This window comes from Aeromonas sp. sif0611 (assembly GCF_019218845.1).
Classification (GTDB): domain Bacteria; phylum Pseudomonadota; class Gammaproteobacteria; order Enterobacterales; family Aeromonadaceae; genus Aeromonas; species Aeromonas media.
Genome location: NZ_JAHUWU010000002.1, coordinates 372,594 through 388,392, shown reverse-complemented (window position 1 = coordinate 388,392; position 15,799 = coordinate 372,594). Strand labels below are relative to the sequence as shown.

11 protein-coding genes and 1 pseudogene are annotated in these 15,799 nt (G+C 63.1%); 3 read left to right on the top strand and 9 right to left on the bottom strand.

The features are described 5' to 3' along the window. The first annotated feature begins 244 nt into the window (after nt 1–244). Nucleotides 245–652 (top strand): H-NS family nucleoid-associated regulatory protein, encoded by a 408-nt coding sequence (locus KW824_RS06665; protein ID WP_005332615.1) that lies wholly within the window; start codon nt 245–247, stop codon nt 650–652. Between the two features lie 490 nt (nt 653–1,142). Here the strand turns inward: KW824_RS06665 and KW824_RS06660 are convergent, their stop codons facing one another. The 8 genes and pseudogenes from KW824_RS06660 to recN all read right to left on the bottom strand — a co-directional run bounded on the left by KW824_RS06660 (nt 1,143) and on the right by recN (nt 12,228). Next, entirely contained in the window at nt 1,143–2,249 is a 1,107-nt protein-coding gene (locus KW824_RS06660; RefSeq protein ID WP_218409337.1) for a 3-deoxy-7-phosphoheptulonate synthase, read from the bottom strand. Nucleotides 2,250–2,508: 259 nt separating this feature from the next. After that, nucleotides 2,509–3,315 carry a siderophore-interacting protein gene (locus KW824_RS06655; RefSeq protein WP_218409336.1) on the bottom strand — a complete coding sequence of 269 codons (807 nt, stop codon included), beginning with the start codon at nt 3,313–3,315 and terminating at the stop codon, nt 2,509–2,511. A 133-nt stretch (nt 3,316–3,448) separates the two neighbouring features. Beyond that, entirely contained in the window at nt 3,449–4,846 is a 1,398-nt protein-coding gene (locus KW824_RS06650) for an efflux transporter outer membrane subunit (RefSeq protein ID WP_371316599.1), read from the bottom strand. Next, on the bottom strand, nt 4,843–6,906 hold the full coding sequence (locus KW824_RS06645) for a MacB family efflux pump subunit (RefSeq protein ID WP_218409335.1): 2,064 nt from the start codon (nt 6,904–6,906) through the stop codon (nt 4,843–4,845). The genes KW824_RS06650 and KW824_RS06645 overlap by 4 nt, the downstream gene beginning before the upstream one ends. Next, nucleotides 6,903–8,066, bottom strand: coding sequence for a macrolide transporter subunit MacA (macA, locus tag KW824_RS06640; protein WP_218409334.1), 1,164 nt, complete (start codon nt 8,064–8,066; stop codon nt 6,903–6,905). Before macA ends, KW824_RS06645 begins: the two co-directional genes overlap by 4 nt. A gap of 245 nt (nt 8,067–8,311) precedes the next feature. Beyond that, nucleotides 8,312–8,752: a universal stress protein gene (locus KW824_RS06635; RefSeq protein ID WP_218409333.1), complete on the bottom strand. Its 441-nt coding sequence runs from the start codon at nt 8,750–8,752 to the stop codon at nt 8,312–8,314. A gap of 397 nt (nt 8,753–9,149) precedes the next feature. Then, nucleotides 9,150–10,032: pseudogene (locus KW824_RS06630) on the bottom strand (DHHA2 domain-containing protein). Nucleotides 10,033–10,563: 531 nt separating this feature from the next. Continuing rightward, nucleotides 10,564–12,228, bottom strand: a complete 1,665-nt coding sequence (gene recN, locus KW824_RS06625) for a DNA repair protein RecN (protein ID WP_218409332.1) — start codon at nt 12,226–12,228, stop codon at nt 10,564–10,566. A 337-nt stretch (nt 12,229–12,565) separates the two neighbouring features. Between recN and KW824_RS06620 the strand changes: the two genes are divergently transcribed. Continuing rightward, nucleotides 12,566–13,726, top strand: a complete 1,161-nt coding sequence (locus KW824_RS06620) for a GGDEF domain-containing protein (protein ID WP_218409331.1) — start codon at nt 12,566–12,568, stop codon at nt 13,724–13,726. A 38-nt stretch (nt 13,727–13,764) separates the two neighbouring features. Here KW824_RS06620 and nadK read toward each other — a convergent pair whose 3' ends face one another. Next, on the bottom strand, nt 13,765–14,649 hold the full coding sequence (gene nadK / locus KW824_RS06615) for an NAD(+) kinase (protein ID WP_005332581.1): 885 nt from the start codon (nt 14,647–14,649) through the stop codon (nt 13,765–13,767). 263 nt (nt 14,650–14,912) lie between these two features. Here nadK and grpE point away from each other — a divergent pair, with 263 nt between their 5' ends. Continuing rightward, nucleotides 14,913–15,488, top strand: a complete 576-nt coding sequence (gene grpE, locus KW824_RS06610) for a nucleotide exchange factor GrpE (protein WP_025327678.1) — start codon at nt 14,913–14,915, stop codon at nt 15,486–15,488. The last annotated feature ends 311 nt before the right edge of the window (nt 15,489–15,799 follow it).

Genomic DNA, 15,799 nt, shown 5'->3' with positions numbered 1-15,799 from the left:
TCTTTTATCTGGCTGATGAATACTTTGGGAAACTGGCACCGATTAAGCTGTGTTGAAGAAATAATGTCTGTTGAGTGGACTATCTGATAAGAGTGACGGCGTGAATTAACCACAGGGAATAATGACATCCAGGTGCCAGGAATTGCTCCGGCACTATAAAATCATTATGTTGTTATCGAGCAGACATGCTATTCTCAGAATGTGTAATCCCTGTGACATACAAAAATAATTCTGTGAGGAAGTAATGAACGAGTTTCTGAAGGTTCTGCTGAACATTCGCAGCTTGCGTGCTGCCATTCGTGAACTGCCGTTTGAGCAACTGCAAGAAGCGAAAGAAAAGTTTGATCTGGTATATAACGAGCGTGCCGAGTCCGTAGAGCAAGAGCGGGCCGAGCAGGAAGAGCGTCAGCGCAAGCTGAGCGAGTTTACCGAGATGCTGCAACAGGCCGGCATCGATCCGCGCGAGCTGATCGGCAGCGTGGCCGCTCCGGCCGCTGCTGGCGCGACCAAGAGCAAGCGTGCTCCGCGTCCTGCCAAATACAAGTATCAGGAAGATGGCCAGGAGAAGACCTGGACCGGCCAGGGCCGCATGCCCAAAGCCATTGCCGAGCAAGTTGCGCTGGGCAAGGATCTGAACGACTTCCTGATCTGATTGCCAGGATAGCGTCGTCAATAATGCCGCCCAAGAGGCGGCATTATTATTTTCAGGATCCTGTCTATCTATTGCCCATCGAAGAAGCCACCTAAATAGGGTCGCCTGTCCACAATAGCCATGACCATCATGGGCCAATAAAAAGTATCCATTGGCGGTAAGCCAATCGCTGTCGTGTCTCGCCTGCGACACAATGAGGACTCATACAGCCCGTTTGTTATCTCTGATGACACAAGATGACAAATAATGGCCCGTCGCAGTGGGATGAAAGCAGTGGGATGAAATAGGTGGATTTGCGGGCATGCCTCCCGCTTTGCCTAGCCGCCCATCTTCCTATCAATGGGGAAGTGCTTGTCCCTCTCGCACTATTTCTCTTTCGCCATCACTGCCCTATTTGACACCCCTGTCCAGACAATATGTGAAAGTCATTTATCGGTATAGGGATTGAATAGGGGTCTGGCGACCCCGCTGCGATTAAATAGGAAATAGGTCAGCTGACCGGTTGGCCGAGATCGCGGTGAAAGGGAATGGCGCGACCGTTTGCAAATTGACGGCGCGCCATGACCCCATCGGCCAGCATGGCCAGCAGGCTCTCACTCTCTTCCCAGCAAAGGCAGGCATCGGTGACCGACAAGCCATATTGCAGCTCACTCAGTGGCGCCGGCTTCTGGCTGCCCCCTTGCAAGAAGCTCTCGACCATGACGGCGGCAACGGCCGTGCTCCCGCCCCGCAACTGGCGGCAGAGCTCCCCGGCGACCAGGAGCTGGTTCTGGTGCAGCTTCTGGCTGTTGCCGTGGCTGCAATCCACCATCAGCCGAGGGTTGAGCCCCTGGCGCGCCAGGCGTTCGGCCGCGTCCATCACGTCGCTCTGGTGATAGTTCGGCAGGGTGCCGCCGCGCAGTATGATGTGGCCGCCCGGATTGCCTTCGCTCCTGATCACCACCATGCCCCCCTGGCTGCCAGGGGCGGTGAACAGATGGGAGGCCTCGCTGGCCAGGATGGCGTCGATGGCCACCCGGATGTTGCCGTCGGTGCCGTTCTTGAAGCCGACCGGGCAGGGCAGGGCCGAGGCCAGTTGCCTGTGTACCTGGGATTCGGTGGTGCGGGCACCGATGGCCCCCCAACTGACGAGATCCGCCAGATAGAGGAAGCTGGTGGTATCGAGAAACTCGGTGGCGGTGGCCAGCCCCAGCCGGTTGATGTCGAGCAGCAGCTGACGGGCCAGGTGGAGCCCGTGAACGATGTCGTTGCTGCCATCGAGATGAGGGTCGAAGACCAGCCCCTTCCAGCCGACTGTGGTGCGCGGTTTCTCGAAATAGGTGCGCATCACTATCTGCAGGCTCTCCTGATACTCGATGGCGAGCCGTGCCAGCCTCTTGGCATAGTCGAGGGCGGCGACGGGATCATGGATGGAGCAGGGGCCTATCACCACCAACAGACGATCGTCTGACCCGCTCAGGATCTGGCGCACCTGGTGGCGGTGGTGGTCAATGTGCTGCGCCATATCGACCGGGCAGGGATGCTGTGCCAACAGGTCGGCAGGGGTGGGGAGCGCCTCCACCGCGAAGGCGCGCATTACCGAATTCAAAACAGCCATCTGGGGTTACCTTGCAGTGCAAATGGGGTCGACGAGGTGTCCGGAGCGTTCGGGTGTCTGGATCTGGGATCTGCGCCCGGCACACAGCATCTTTGTTGAGAGTGATTATCATTATCTTGCTGTTCGTCTCAAATGCAAGCACTACCGAGAGGATCACCAAAGATGGGGGGCGGGCCGTAAAAAAGGGAGGGAAGCATGGCAACCAGGCCCGCTCCCGAGCGGGAGAAGGCCTGATAAGAGTAAGGAATACAGGGTGTTATCAGCTATCCATCACGACATGGCGATCCTGATGGTAGGCGTCTTCATCCTTGCCGCTGCGCCAGTAAGGCACTGCGTAGACCCGCTGGCGATCGGTGTCCAGAGTTCGCCTGACATGACGACGCAGGGGCACCACCAGACCCTCTTCCCCCCCGAACCAGAAATAGCTCTCCTCGGCGGCCATGGGCAGGGCGGTGAAGTACTCCACCAGGGGGCCGGTCTGGTCCGGCGTGCCGACAAACCAGCGCAGGCTGACCCCTTCGGGCAGCGACAGATCCTGCACATCTTCCTGATGGGGCACCAGCAGGGCGATATGGCCCCTGGCCTCTGCCGGCATCACCTCGGCCATGGCGCTGATGGCGGGCAGGGAGGTGAGATCGCCGGCCATGTAGTAGTGAGCGGCCAGCTGCAACATGGGGTCCGGACCGCCCGGGCCCGAGATGGCGAGCCTGTCCCCCGGCTTGGCATGGAGGGCGAAGCGGCTGGCGGGGCCGATGTCGCCGTGCAGGGCGAAGTCGATGTCGATCTCCAGGGCCTCGCGGCGGAAGGCACGGATGGTGAAGGTGCGCAGTATGGGCTTCTGGCTCGGATCCTCCCAACGGGGACCCTTGGGGGTCGGGGTTGGCAACACTATCTCGCTCTGGCCCGGCCGGGGCAGCATGATCTTGATATGGGCACCGCCACAGCTGAAGGGGTAATCCGCCAGTTCAGGGCTGGTCAGGCAGACTCGGCGCAGATGTGGACTCACATCGTGAACATGCTTGACGGTGAGCAGGCGAGGGCGATTGACCGGGGCGGGCTGTGACATTTGAGTACTCCTGACAGACGAGAGCGCTCATTTTTCATTAAATGAAAACTATTATCAATTGCTTTGTTATGGAGAGGATACAAGGGCGGCCAGCAGGGAGGTCATGCCGGCCGCCCTGGGGGCTGACCGGGCTCTAGCTCCGATCGCTCCCTCCCAGCGCCCGGTAGATCCCGGCCATGGTCTTGAGCTGGCTCTGTTGCTGGGCCAGCACGCCGAGCTCGGCATCCCACAGTCGATTCTGCTCGTCCAGCCAGGGCTGAACCCCGGTGGCGCCCGCCAGGAAGCGGGCACCCGCCAGCCGCTCGGCCTCTTTGGTATAGGCCAGCTGCTGCTCGAGATAACGCAGCCGCTGCTCCCCCTGCTGGCGAGCGGCCAGGCCATCTTCCACCTCCAGCAGGGCCGTATAGAGCTGCTTGCGAAACTCGGTCTCGGCTATCTGATAGTCAATCTCGGAGCTCGCGATGGAGAGCCGGGTCTTGTTGTACTCGAGGAAGGGGAGCGCCAGGGTCGCACCCAGGGTTCCCACCGGGTTCTGCAGCACCTGGGTCAGGGTGTCCGAGGTGGTGCTGGCGCCGCCGGTGAGGCTGAGGGTGGGGTAGAAGCCGGTGCGGATCTCGTCCCCTCTGGCCAGCGTCTTGCGAAGGCGCAGCTCGGCTGCCCGCACGTCTGGGCGCCTGCTCAGCACATCGGCGGGGATGCCGACCGCCAGCGTAGGAATGGAGCCCATGGCGAGGGAAGTCGGGGCAAATTCCAGCGGGCCGCTGCTGCGGCCGAGCAGCAGGCGCAGGGCGTTGCCGGCCTGTTCCCGTTGCAGGGTGAGAGAGGCGAGCTCCGCCTGCTTGCCGGCTTTCTGCTGGCTGGCCTGTACCAGATCGAGGCGGGTGACGGCCCCGGCGTCATATTTTGCCCGGGTCAGCCGCTCTATCCGCTCGTAGTTGGCCAGCTGGCGCTCGCCCAGGGCGATAGCCGAGCCGAGATACGCCAGCTGCCAGTATTGTTCCAGGGTCTTGCCTACCAGCATCAGGCGGGTGGCGGCGCGATCCTGCTCACTAGCCTCTGCCTCCCACTGCGCCTGATCCCGCACCGAGGCGAGCCGGCCCCAGAGATCCACCTCATAGCTCAGGTTGAAGGAGGGGCCCAGGTTGCTGCTGGCGCTGCCATCCTTCATGTTCTTGTTGCCGCTCGCCCCCAGGCTGGCGTTGACCGAAGGGGTGAGGTTGGTGTCGGCGAGATCGGCGCCGAGCAGGGCGCTCTTGAGCCTGAGCCCCGCGACCTGCATGTCCGGGTTGGCCGCGAGCACCTCATCGACCAGCTGGTCGAGGGCGGGATCCCGGAACCCCTGCCACCAGAGCCCGGCCTGCTGGCCGCCAAGATCCCGGGCGTCCTGCTGCCACGCTGGCGCCACGTCCAGTTCGGGCCTGTGGTAGGTGCTCTGCTGGCTGCAGGCACCGAGGACGGCGGTGAACACCAGGCTGAGCGCCGTTTTTGACCAGAGGCGCAGCCTCTGGCCGGATAAGTTGTGCATCATCATTCCCTCGCCAGTGCCTCGACCGGATCGAGCCGGGCCGCATTGCGGGCGGGCAGGTAACCAAACAGGATCCCGATGAGCGAGGAGCAACCGAAGGCCATCAGGATGGAGAAGAGCGAGAAGCGCATCTGGAAGCTCTCCACGAGCAGGGAGAAGATAAAACCGATGAAGATGGCCAGGCCGATGCCGAGCAGGCCCCCCAGCAGGCTGACCATCACAGCCTCGATCAGAAACTGCTGCAGGATGTCGGACTGACGGGCGCCGACTGCGATGCGGATCCCTATCTCCCGGGTGCGCTCCACCACAGACACCAGCATGATGTTCATCACCCCGACCCCGCCGACGATGAGGGAGATCACCGCGATGGCGGAGACCAGCAGCGTCAGTGTCGCCGTGGTCTTCTCCACCGACTTGACGATGCTGTCGCTGCTGAAGGTGAAGAAATCCTTCACCCCGTGGCGCTGGGTCAAGAGCGCCACGGCGGCCTGCTCGGCCAGCGCGGGCTGGACCCCGTCCTTGACCCTGATGGTGATCTGGCTGAAGTGGTTCTGGGAGATGAGGCGGCTCATCACGGCGCTGTAAGGCAGCCAGACATTGACCGACTGGCTGCTGGGACCAAAGCCGGTCTCCTGGGCCACCACGCCGACGATGCGCACCGGCAGGGTGCCGACCAGTACCACCTGGCCGACGGGGTCCGTCTTGCCGAGCAGGCTGGTGATGGTCTTGCCATCCACCACGGCCACCGCGGTCCGGCTGCGGATGTCCCGCTCATCGAGCAGGCGGCCCTGGGTGAGGGTCATCCCCTTGACCCGGAAAAAGTCGCTGCCGACCCCCACCACGCTGCCGCTGCTGGTCTTGTTGCGATAGCGCAACTGGCCCGAGGTGGCGATCTGGGGGCTGGCCCCCTCCAGATAGGGCTGGCCGAGCAGGGCGTCGAGATCCCGCTCGTTCAGGGTCTGGATGCTGGCGGCCTTCTCGTCGCCCCAGTCCTTGCCGGGGAAGATGTCGATGGTATTGGTGCCCATGGCGTTAATGTCGTCGATCACCTTGGCGCGGGCCCCCTGGCCCAGCGCCACCACGCTGACCACGGCGGCGATGCCGATGATGATGCCGAGCATGGTGAGGAAGGTGCGCATGCGGTGGGCCAGCATGGCGTGCAGGGCCATGCGACCCGCCTCCCGGTAGCGATCCCAGCCCTGGCTGCCGCGCCTGTCGACGGAGGCGGTGGGGAGCAGGTCCGGCGCCGGCTCGCGGGCTTTCTGCCCGGCGGCTGGCCGGGGGAGGGCGCAAGATAGCTGTTCGACGGTGGCCTGGGGGATCTGCCGACGCTCTTCCACCCCGTGGGCCTTATCCGGGGAGATGGGGGGGGTGGCAGCCGGCTGACCGCTATCCTCTACCACGCGCCCGTCCCGCAGGGTGATGATGCGATTGGCGTGGTTGGCCACCGCCATGTCGTGGGTCACCAGAATGATGGTGTGACCCTGGGCGTGCAGCTCCTTCAGGATGGCCATCACCTCCTTGCCGCTGTGGCTGTCGAGGGCGCCGGTGGGCTCGTCGGCCAGGATCACCTCGCCGCCATTGGCCAGCGCCCGGGCTATGCTGACCCGCTGCTGCTGGCCGCCGGAGAGCTGACCCGGCCTGTGGTGGCTGCGATCGCTCAAACCCAGGCGGGTCAGCAGGGTGCGGGCACGTATCTGGCGCTCGGGGCGGGAGGTGCCGGCATAGATGGCGGGGATCTCCACGTTGGCGGCCGCATCCAGATGGGGCAGCAGGTGGTAGCGCTGGAAGATGAAGCCGAAGTGGTGGCAGCGCAGCCGTGCCAGGGCCAGGGCATCCAGACCGGCTGTGTCCTGACCACGAAACAGGTATTGGCCGCCGCTCGGACGATCGAGGCAGCCCAGCAGGTTCATCAGGGTGGACTTGCCAGAGCCGGAGGCACCGACGATGGCCACCATCTCCCCCGCCGCTATGGCCAGATCCAGCGGGTGCAGCACGGTCACCTCGTGCTCCCCGCTCTGATAGCGGCGCTCTATGCCCTTGAGCTGGATCAGGGGCTCGCTCACGGTGCCATCTCACTCTCATCGTGCTGGACGGGCTTGCCCTGATCCAGGATGACCTTGTCCTGCTCGTTCAGGCCGCTCACCACCTCTATCTTGATGTCATCCTTCATGCCGGTCTTGATGCGGCGGGTCTCTTTCTGCCCGTCCTCCTTGAGCAGGGTAACCTCATATTCGTGTTCCCCCAGCTTCTTGCCGAGGGCGGTCTGGGGGATGGCCAATACCTGTTTGCGTTCACCCAGCACTATGGTGACCTGGGTCGTCATGGCGACCCTCAGCTGATGGTCGGGGTTGGGCACATCGAACAGGGCGTAATAGTAGATGGCGGCATTGCTGGTGGTCGTGGTGTTGGTGCTCTGCTCGTTGATGTTGGTGGGGGCCAGCTCGACCGTGCGCAGGGTGCCGTGATAGCGGCGGTCCGGGTCTCCGATCAGGGTGAAGTAGACCGGCATGCCGGCTCTGACCTTGGTGACATCGGCCTCCGAGATCTGGGCCTTGACCGTCATGGTATCGAGGTTGGCGAGCTTGAGCAGGGTCGGAACTGTCTGGCTGGCGGCCAGGGTCTGTCCCTGGCGGGTCACTATGCTGACGACGGTGCCATCCATGGGGGCCTGGATGCGGTTATAGCCGAGCTCCGTCTTGGCACGCTCCACCTTGATCAGGGCGTTGTCTATATCGGCCTGGGTGCTTTGCAGTTCGGCCCGGGTGACGGCGAGCTGCGCTTCGGCGCTCTCAAGATCCGCTCGGGAGCTCGCCTCCTGCCGGAACATCTGCTGCTGGCGGCGCCAGGTCAACTCGTTCTGCTTGAGCTGGGCCTGCTTGATCTTGAGCTGGGCACGGCGGCTGGCCAGTTCGGCCTCCGCGGTCTTGAGGTTGTTCTGGGCGATAAGGGGATCTATCTCTGCCAGCAGATCTCCCTGCTTGACCTGTTGCCCGGCTTCCACCGCCAGATAGGTGACCTGACCCGAGACCTGGGCCCCCACATCCACCTGCTCTATGGCCTGTAGTACACCGCTGGCCAGCACCGTCTGCTCCACATCCTGACGGGTCACCGTCGCGGTCAGCACGGGGTCCGGGGTCTTGCCGGGCCAGGCCAGCCAGACCACGAGGGCCAGCAGTGCCAGGGCAAGCAGGGCATATTTGCCCGGTTTTGGAAGAGTCTTCATTTATCACCTGAACGAAACGAGCGAAGGCGTGCAAGGGCGATATCCTGCAGCAAATGGCACTTAAAAAGAAGCGAGCAATGTGTAAGAAATCATGTAGATGAAGTTGTCAATTAAGGGGCAGGGTGACCGCCGGAGAAGGGGAGGCGAGACCGGCATGATACCCGCTGGGGGCAGTGCAAGGGTCCGGGGGGTCTACCTAGGGGATAAATGCAGGGAGCCCGCTCGTTGAGCGGGCTCCCGGGTACTCAGCCGACCGCCTTGAGCTGCTCGGCATAGGGCTCGTGGCAGATCTGGATATCGACGGGCAGCTTGTAGATGAGCAGGCGGGCCAAGGATCCCTCCATCCAGTGGTGGCGGCTGCCGACCAGCAGGAGCGAAGCCGGGTGGGTGCTCAGCCACTGGCCCAGATCCCTGACCACGTCATCGACCACCAGGCAGTGGTAATCCACCGGATGAGGCAGCAGGGTGATGAGTTCGCTGATGATGGCCTTGGCATCCAATGTGCCCTGGACACTGCGCTCTTCCTCGGACAGCGACAGGCTATTGCGGCGCACCTTGCTGCTGTGCGTCAGGTGCAGCAGGGTCAGATTGCACCCCAGCCCCTGTGCCAGGCGGCTCGCCTTGGCCAGCGTCTCCTGCTCGTAATCCTTGCCTTCCAGCAACAGCACTATGTTGGTGTGGGTCATCAGCAGTTCTCCTTGGCATGGCGCGGGTCACCGGGGACAAAGGAGCTGTCCCCTACCACAGTGATCCCGCCCTGTATTGCATGGTTCTCACTTGTCTGTCTGTGGGCGCCAGACGTCATCCTTTGTCGGTGAGGGCGCGCAAGATCACCTTTGTTTACATCAGCATAACAGACGTAGTTGAACGGAGAATGAAGACATGCCGCCCATGGCCCCCTTGATGGAGGAATGAGATGGGTAAATGGTCCGTGGGTAGCACAGCCGTGGGGTTTGTCTTGGCTGTGCCTGGTGATCGTGCTGCTCGCCCGGCTTCGAGCCAAGGTGCAGGGAGCCTATGTAGAAGGGGGGAATCCCGGTGGCGGTTGGCGGGCCGCCACTGGGACAGGGGCTGGCTGGGGGCTTATGACAGCTGTCGGGTCAACCAGGGAAGCCCCTCTTTCTTGCGGCTGAGGGCCCCCGCCAGGTGAACCGGCTCGGCTGGCAGTATGCCCCTGCTGGCAAAGTGGAGTTCACTGCTCCCCCTGGCCAGATCGGTCAGCATCAAGACATAGCCATCCAGCGAGTCCAGGGTCAGCCTCTGCGCCATGGCGTGATGCAGCTCCTCCATCCGGCTGTGGATCTGGCTCGGGTCCATCACGCAGATCTGGCTGACCATGAGGGAATGGCCCGCTATCTGATAGGCCTTCTCGTCGGCAACGAGCAGCTCGCACAGGGGGGTATCGCCCAACTGGGTGCGCCGCTCCAGCAGGGTCTGGGCAAAGGGGGCCAGGGCCAGATCGGCGATGGGCAGCAGCCGGTCGACCGCGAGCCTGTCCTCTACCGTGGTGGTGGGGGAGGTGAAGTTGAAGGTGTCGCTGATGATGGCCCCCAGCAACAACCTGGCCTGGGCGCGGGACAGATTGTCATGGCCCATCAGCTCCAGCAGCACAGTGGCACTGCACCCGACCGCCCTCACCCAGGCATCGAGGGGGCCACGGGTGATGAGGGTGCCGATGCGGTGGTGATCGATGAGGCCCTGCACATCGGCCTCGGCCAGTCCCTCCGGCCCCTGCTCCAGTTCGCTGAAATCCACCAGAAAGACCGGCTTGTTGGCGACGCTGCCCGTCAGAACCGGGGGGGGCCGCCACGCCCGCCGTCTCCAGGATGAAGCGGGTCTCGGCAATGGGTTCACCCAACGCATAGGCCTGGGCGGGACGTCCCTGACGGTTGAGCCAGTCGGCGGTGACCAGCGCGGTGCAGATGCTGTCGCTGTCGGGATTCTTGTGGCCAAAGACATGAAGCATGAGGTGGTTCCTGATGTCGGGTGATGGTCTCGGCCGCATGTCGCGGCGCCGGGCCAGAGGGGGCCATGGGGCCCGAGTCGGTTCCACTCTACTGTCTGGCGGCCAGGGGGGCAAATTCGGCCGCTCTTCGCTTGGGGCGCCGAGGGCTCGGGGAGGTGCCGGGAGCACGCCATCGACCCAAGCCCTTGGTGACACTTGGCGCCTGGCAGCAGAGGCATAGGGTGGCCCTGTGCGAGTGCCGGTGCCCGCCCCCCCTGGCAGATTGCCGGGGGCGATGACTCGGCGCCTCGGGCAGATCGTACAAGGGGGGCCAGTGCCGCGTTGGGCGGGCAACCGGGGAGGTTGATCACTACCCCCCGTACCGGTGGCTTGGTGGCTCTCCTTCCGGTCAGGTCACCATGAAGGTGGATGACATGGCGCTTAGGGCTGGCGTCGGAAGGTTGATGACTCACTCCCGCTCATGTCGACGAAGGCTGAATGGCTCGCCGCCCCAGAGGCGGCGAGCGGCGTCGATGGCTTGTCGCACCACCCTCAGGAGGCAAGCAGCTCGCGGGCATTGGCCAGGGTGTTGTCGGTGATCTGATCCCCCCCCAGCAGACGGGCCAGCTCGTTGAGGCGGGCCCCCTGGTTGAGCGCCTGCATCTGGGTCTCCGTGGTCTTGCCGTCCGTGTGCTTGCTGACCACCATGTGCTGGTGACCCTTGCCGGCCACCTGGGGCAGGTGAGTGACCACCATCACCTGGGTGGATTCGCCGAGCTGACGCAGCAGGCGGCCCACCACGGCTGCCGTCGGGCCGCTGATCCCCACGTCCACCTCGTCGAAAATCAGGGTGGGGGTGGAGATCTTGCGGGCACTGATCACCACCAGGGCGAGGCTGATGCGCGACAGCTCGCCGCCGGAGGCCACCTTGCCCAGCGGCTGTATGGGCTGCCCGGGGTTGGTGGTGACCATGAACTCCACTCTGTCTATGCCGAGGGGGGAGAGGCTGCTCTGGGCGTCGGGGCGCACCTCGATGGCGAAGCGGCCATCGGGCATCGCCAGTTCGTGCATGCTGGCGGTCACCTGGGTGGCCAGCTCCAGGGCATAGCGCTGACGGCTCTGGCTGAGCACCTCTGCCGCCTGGACAAAGGCCTGACGGGCCTCGGCCAGTTCATCCTCCATCCCCTCCAACCGCTCCTCATCGGAGTGGAGGCGGGCGAGATCGCTGGCCAGATCCTGGTGGAACTGGGCCAGCTCGGCGGGTTTGACGTGGTGCTTGCGGGCCAGGTTGATCGCCTTGGAGAGGCGGGCCTCCAGCTCGTTGAAACGCTCGGGATCCAGTTCCAGCAGATCCAGATAGCTGCGCAGCTCGCTGTGGCTCTCCTGCACACCGATCAGGGCTTCATTCAGCATGCCGAGCACATTGCCAAGGCGGCTGTCCATGCCGACCAGGGTCTCGGCTCTGTCCACCGCCACCTGCAGCAGGCCAGCGATGGTGGTCTCTTCGTTGTCATAGAGCAGGTCGAGGCAATAGCCGCACTCCTGCATCAGTTCGGTGCCGTTGGCGAGACGCTGGTGCTCCTCTTCGATGGCTTCAAACTCCCCGGGTTGCAGGGCGAACTCATCCAGCTCCTGCACCTGATACTCGATGAGCTGGCGACGGGCCTCCCGCTGCTGCTGCTCGGCCTTGAGGCGGTTGAGCTCGTTCTGCAGCTGGCGCCACTGCTGATAGTGCTGGCGCACTTCATCGAGCAGCAGGTGATGACCGGCATAGCCGTCCAGCAGGGCGAGCTGATAGTCGGGTTTGAGCAACAGCTGATGCGCGTGCTGGCCGTGAACGTTGACCAGCAACTGGCCCAGGCTCCTGAGCTGCACCAGGGGGACGGGGACGCCGTTGATGTAGCTGCGCGAGCGGCCCTCGGCGGAGAGCACCCGCCGAACGATGCACTCCCCGTCGTTCTCCAGCTCGTTGGTGGCAAGCCAGGCGCGGGCGGCGGGATTGCCGTCCAGCAAGAAACGGGCACTGACTTCCGTCTTGTCGCTGCCCGGTCGCACCATGCTGGCTTCGGCCCGCTCGCCGAGGCAGAGGCCGAGGGCGTCGATGGCAATGGATTTGCCTGCCCCCGTCTCCCCTGTGATGCAGGTCATGCCGGATTGCAGATCGAGTTCGAGAAACTTGACGATGGCGAAGTTGTTGACGGTCAGCTGGGTCAGCATGGTCTCATCCTGTATGGGTCAACATTACTGTGTATGCATCCAGTATATACTGGTCTTATATACAGTAAAGTGTGCGTGACGGGATTTTTTGCCGGGCAAGGGGATGAGGGGCTGTGCGAGGGGGGGCGGCACTGAGAGAGGCGCTGAGCCGCCATGGCATCCGATGGGGGATGTGAGCCTGGGGGCAGTCGCGCGATGAGCCTGTATTCGTTCACCTTTATGGGGTCTTGTCGCGGCGGTGAACTTGTGGCGTCGGGGTAGCTGAGACACACTCGAGACAGGCATGGCTCAGGTTCAATGGGCAGGCCACCGTGCCTCACACCAAGGATGCGTCTAGATGATCCACACCCCGACCCTGCTGTTGATCTCCCTGGCAATCAATCTGATGTCGGCATTGCTCATGTTGTTCATCCACTTTTTGAAGCCTGGTCGGCGCAACTTCCTGTTCTGGTCCCTGTCGGCCTTCCTCTTCTCCCTCTCCATCCTGCTGCTCAGTCTGGGAATAGGGAGTGGTCATCCGGCCCTGGGGATCAGGGTCGGTGGCCTGGTCTCCCTCATGAGCATATTGCTGTTGCTGGCCGGCTTTTATGCCCTCTATGGTCTGTCCTGGCGCCCCCGCACTCTGTGGGGAGGGGTTGCCCTGTTGTTGCTTGCCTATCTGGGGCTGTCTAGCCGCTTCGAGGTGCGCATTGTGCTGGCCCTGATGGAGTCGGTGGTCTACCTCTGGTGCGCCTGCCTGATTGTCTCCCTCAGCCGGCACCAGAAGCGGGTGCTCCATGCCGTCGCTGCCATTTATCTGCTGCATTTCACCATACTGCTGAGCCAGGGGCTGCTGCTCTTGCTGGGGCCTGATAGCCGCATGGGCAACGGAGACGGGCTGCTCGATGGCATCTTCTTCATGCACATGGTGCTGACCATAGGCTCGGTACTGCTGTTGCCCCTGGTGGCCTATGTGGAGGCGGAGCAGGCACTGCTGGCCCTCTCGGAGCGGGATCCCCTCACCGGGGTGCTCAACCGGCGCGGCCTGTTCAGGCTGGGGGAGTGGGCGCAGCCGGGGCAGATGCGCTGCGTGGTGGTGCTCGACATAGACCATTTCAAGAGCGTCAATGACCGATTTGGCCACGGCTGCGGTGACGAGGTGATCCGCTACGTGGCCAGGGTGCTGCTGGCCGAGGCTCGCAAGGATGATCTGGTGGGGCGCATAGGTGGCGAGGAGTTCGCCATTATCATGGGAGGGGTGAACGGCCAGATGGCCCATGACATCTGCGACCGGATCCGCCGCCAGATAGAGACGGGCTCCCGTCAGGGGGCCTGCCCGCCGTGCGAGGGGGTGACGGTCAGTGTAGGGTGCGTCTGCGCCTGTGCAGAGACAGGGTTGGCGCACTTGCTGACGAAGGCCGACGAGGCCATGTACAGGGTCAAGGCAGCGGGGAGAAATGGCGTGCATCTGCAGCTCGAACCCGGACCGCTTCGGCTGGTTGAGGGCGGCGAGGGCTAGGCCCTCACCTTCAGGCTAGCGTCGCCCGGGCCCGCTTTCTAGAACAGCTTGCTGCCCCAGCCGAGCTTGTTGCGCAGCACGTGGAAGTAGCTGTAATCCAGCGGATGCACCAGGTGCAGCTTGTGCTGGCTCTTCTTGATGAGGATCTCGTCCCCCGGATGGACTGCCAGGGTCACCTGACCGTCGCAGCTCACCTGCATGGCGTCATCCTGATTGTCTGGCGAGACCAGCAGCCGCACCTCGCTGTCCGCGTCCAGCACGATGGGACGGCTGCTCAGGGTGTGCGGGAACATGGGCACCAGCGTGATGGCGTTGAGCTTGGGGGTGAGGATGGCGCCCCCCGCCGACAGCGAGTAGGCGGTGGAGCCGGTGGGGGTGGCCACTATGATGCCGTCCGAGCGCTGGCTGTACATGAAGCTGCCATCGATATAGACCTCGAACTCAATCATGTGGGCTATCTTGCCCGGGTGCAGCACCGCCTCGTTCACCGCCAGGTTGCTCGACTTGCGCTCGCCGTGGCGATAGACGGCGGCCTCCAGCAGGAAGCGGTGCTCGCTCTTGAAGTGGCCTGAGAGCACCTGCTCCAGGGGCAGCAGGTAGTCCTGGGGCGAGAGATCGGTCAGAAAGCCGAGGTTGCCCCGGTTGACCCCTATCACCGCCACATCGAACCGGGACAGCACCCGGGCGGCCCCCAGCATGTTGCCGTCACCGCCGACGACGATGGCGAGATCCGCCTGCTCGCCGAGCTGCACCAGATCCATCACGTTGTCACCCAGGATCCCCAAGGTCTGGGCGACCCGGCTCTCCAGCAGCACCCGAAAACCGCGGGTACTCAGGTATTGATACAGGCCGCTGAGGGTCTGGTTGGCCCCTTCATGGTGGGGCTTGCCGATGAGGGCAACGGTTTTGAACGGAGAATCCATAGGTTATCGGGTCTGGGGAAGTCTTGCGGGGAGTATACCGCGCTTTGCCGGGGATTTGTCTGTCTCCATGCCTCTTGGCACAATCGGCCCCGAAAAGCGGCAAGCTGGCCGGCTGGCGGCAGGCATTGTGCCAGATATGCCCTTTTCCCCTTGAAAGCCGAGGCTGCGTCCCCATAATAGCGCCAACACAGGGTCCGCTGACGCGTGTCGCTTGTCTGAACGTCAGCAGCCCCTCATAAGCAACCCTGAATATTGGAGATGTCATGAGCCACGAAGAACAAAAGGTTGAAGCGATGGAGCAAGTGGAAGTCCAGCCAGTCGAGCCGACCGATGTAGACAGTGAAGTGACAGCCGAGCAGGCCCGCATTGCCGAGCTGGAGGCCCAACTGGAAGCGGCCCAGCAGGCCTCCCTGGAAGAGCGCGAGCGCGCCGTGCGTGCCGTCGCCGAGATGGAAAACCTGCGTCGTCGTGCCGCCCAGGACGTGGAGAAGGCCCACAAGTTTGCGCTGGAGAAGTTCGCCGCCGAGCTGCTGCCGGTGCTGGACAACCTGGAGCGCGCCATCGAGCTCGCCGACAAGGAGAGCGAGGCGCTCAAGCCGATGATCGAAGGGGTCGAGCTGACCCTCAAATCCATGCAGAGCTCGGTGGCCAAGTTTGGCCTGGTCGCCCTGGATCCGCAGAACCAGCCGTTCGACCCCAACGCCCATCAGGCCATGAGCATGATAGAGAACGCCGAACTGGCGCCCAACACCGTCATCGCCGTGATGCAGAAGGGCTATGAACTCAACGGTCGGGTGATCCGTCCGGCCATGGTGATGGTCTCCAAGGCCCCGGCCTGAGCTCCGTCCCTGTGCTGAGCCCGCCGCTCGGCGGGCTTTTTATTGGTAGCGGCGCCATCAAGGTGTTTTTTTGGCGTCATTTGGCAAGCACTCTTGCGCCCAAGGGGCAAGAATGCGCGGTTTTTTAAGGTCAGGGCTTGAAGCGTCGGCTTGAGACCCCATATAGGTGGCAAGGCCACGGCGGCATCTGATTTCAGTGGCATGGAAACTTGAGTGACACGGAAAGAATTTGATGTCGGGTGCTTGAAAGCCACAGTGTCAGGCCCCACCTAGCCGTTAACGTATTTAAGGCGAGCCCCTCGCCAGTTTAT